General features: G+C 73.1%; 1 protein-coding gene and 1 pseudogene. One reads left to right on the top strand and one right to left on the bottom strand.

All coding sequences use genetic code 11. The features are described 5' to 3' along the window. A pseudogene (locus JNW89_RS33280) lies at nucleotides 1–485 on the top strand (M23 family metallopeptidase); the annotation flags it as partial. A gap of 58 nt (nucleotides 486–543) precedes the next feature. On the opposite strand, the gene pcrA reads toward JNW89_RS33280, so the two are convergent. Beyond that, nucleotides 544–2,876, bottom strand: a 2,333-nt coding sequence (gene pcrA / locus JNW89_RS33275) for a DNA helicase PcrA (protein WP_238452060.1), incomplete at its 5' end; no start/stop codon positions are given.

Here is a 2,876-nt window from a genome sequence, read left to right as displayed (position 1 = left end):
CCGACCGCCAGCCCGTCGGCCACGCCGACGAGCAAGGCGACCCCGAAGCCGAAGCCGACCGTCCGGAAGACGACGAAGCCGAAGCCGTCCTGGGTCATCCCGATGGCCGGCGCGGACATCACCTCCTGCTACGGGCAGCGCTGGGGCACCCTGCACGCCGGCATCGACTTCGCGCTGCCGCCGGCACCCCCATCCACGCCGCCGCGGCGGGCACCGTGGTCAAGGCCGGCGACGCCGGCGACGGGTACGGCAACTCGGTCTTCATCGACCACGGCAACGGCTACCTGACCCACTACGCCCACCAGAGCAGCCTCAAGGTCGACGTCGGGGACAAGGTCAGCGCCGGCGAGGTGATCGGCTACGAGGGCTCGACCGGCGACTCGACCGGCCCGCACCTGCACTTCGAGGTGCACCAGGGTCAGATGTGGAACCAGATCGACCCGGCGCCGTTCCTGCGCGCCCGGGGCATCGACGTGGCCTGCTGATCCCGTCGAGGACACGTGAGGGCCCGGCCCGGCGGTTCGCCGGGCCGGGCCCTGTCGTTCACAGCTTGTCGATCGGGGCGTGCCGCAGCACCAGCCACATCGTCTGGTCCCCGAAGTCGATCTGCGCCCGGGCGCCCGGGCCGTGCCCCTCCACGGCGAGCACCCGACCGAGGCCGTAGCGCTGGTGGTTGACCCGGTCCCCCGCCGCCACCTTGGGCCCCTGCGGCAGCTCGCTGGCGGTGGCCAGCCGACTGCCGTCCACCCCGAGCCGCTTCGCCAACTCCGCCGCCTTCGGCGTACCCCCGGCGAAGCCGCCGCGCGCGCCGGGCGCGCGGTCCGCGCGACCACCGACGCCGCCGCCCCCGCCGGCCCACGAGGTGTACGACCCCTCGGTGCGCTCCCAGCGGACCAGCTCCGGCGGCAGCTCCTCCAGGAACCGCGACGGCGGGTTGTAGGCCGGCTGCCCCCAGGCCGAGCGGGTGACCGCCCGGGAGAGGTAGAGCCGCTGCCGGGCCCGGGTGATGCCCACGTACGCCAGTCGGCGCTCCTCCTCCAGCTCCCGGCTGTCGCCGAGCGAGCGCAGGTGCGGGAAGACGCCGTCCTCCAGGCCGGTCAGGAAGACCACCGGGAACTCCAGGCCCTTGGCCGTGTGCAGCGTCATCAGGGTGACCACGCCCTGGTGGTCCGGGTCGTCGGCGGGGATCTGGTCGGCGTCGGCGACCAGCGCCACCTGCTCCAGGAACCCGGCCACCGTGGCCCGCTCGCCCTCGGCGCCCAGCGCCTCGATCCGCTCGGTGTACTCCCGGGCGACGCTGACGAGTTCCTGGAGGTTGTCCACCCGGCCGGCGTCCTGCGGGTCGAGGCTCTCCTCCAGCTCGGTGAGGTAGCCCGAGCGGGTCAGCAGCGCCTCCAGCACCTCCTCCGGGGTGCCGGTCTCGGCCAGCTCCCGCGCGCCGTCGAGCAGCGCGACGAAGTCGGCGATGCCGTTCGCCGCGCGGGTCGAGATGCCCGGCGCCTCCCGGGCCCGCCGCAGCGCGGCCCCGAACGAGATCCGGTCCCGGCTGGAGAGCGCCTCCACGCACGCCTCGGCGCGGTCGCCGATGCCCCGGCGCGGGGTGTTGAGCACCCGGCGCAGGCTGACCGTGTCGTCGTCGTTGACCACCGCGCGCAGGTAGGCCAGCGCGTCGCGGACCTCCTTGCGCTCGTAGAAGCGCACCCCGCCGACCACCTTGTAGGGCAGGCCGGCCCGGATGAACACCTCCTCGAAGACCCGGGACTGGGCGTTGGTGCGGTAGAAGACGGCGACGTCGCCGGGGCGGGTGTCGCCGGCGTCGACCAGCCGGTCGACCTCCCGGCCCACCCAGTCCGCCTCGGCGTGCTCGGTGTCGGCGACGTAGCCGACGATCTGCTCGCCGGCCCCGGCGTCGCTCCACAGCCGCTTGGGCTTGCGGGAGGTGTTCCGGTCGATCACCGCGTTGGCGGCGTTGAGGATGGTCTGGGTGGAGCGGTAGTTCTGCTCCAGCAGGATCGTCCGGGCGTCGGTGAAGTCCCGCTCGAACTCCAGGATGTTGCGGATGGTCGCGCCCCGGAACGCGTAGATCGACTGATCGGCGTCACCCACCACGCAGAGCTCGGCCGGCTCGATCCCCTCGGTGCCGGAGACCAGCTCCTTGATCAGCGTGTACTGCGCGTGGTTGGTGTCCTGGTACTCGTCGACCAGGACGTGCCGGAACCGGCGGCGGTAGCTCTCGGCGACGTGCGGGTGCGACTGGAGCAGGTGCACCGTCGTCATGATCAGGTCGTCGAAGTCCAGCGCGTGGGCCTCGCGCAGCCGGCGCTGGTAGAGCGTGTACGCCTCGGCCAGCGCCCGCTCGTTGGGGCCCTTGGCCCGGGCGGCGAACGCCTCCGGGTCGACCAGCTCGTTCTTCAGGTTGGAGACCTGGGCGGCCAGCCCGCGCGCCGGGTAGCGCTTGGGGTCGAGGTCCAGCTCCCGGGTGACCAGCTGCATCAGTCGGCGCGAGTCGTCGGCGTCGTAGATCGAGAAGGTCGACTTGAGCCCGGCGTGCTCGTGCTCGGCGCGCAGGATCCGCACGCAGGCGGAGTGGAACGTCGACACCCACATCAGCCGGGCCCGCGGGCCGACCAGGTGGGACACCCGCTCCTTCATCTCCCCGGCGGCCTTGTTGGTGAAGGTGATCGCGATGATCTCGCCGGGGTGCACGTCCCGCGCGGCGAGCAGGTACGCGATCCGGTGGGTGAGCACCCGGGTCTTGCCGGAGCCGGCACCGGCCACGATCAGCAGCGGGGAGCCGGCGTGGGTCACCGCGTCCCGCTGGGGGCCGTTGAGCCCCTCGACCAGGGCCTGCGGATCGAGGTGCGCGGCGGAGACCC

Source organism: Micromonospora sp. 4G55, from assembly GCF_016803375.1.
The sequence above is the reverse complement of the archived record's forward strand: the minus strand, read 5'-3'. Positions and strand labels throughout refer to the sequence as shown.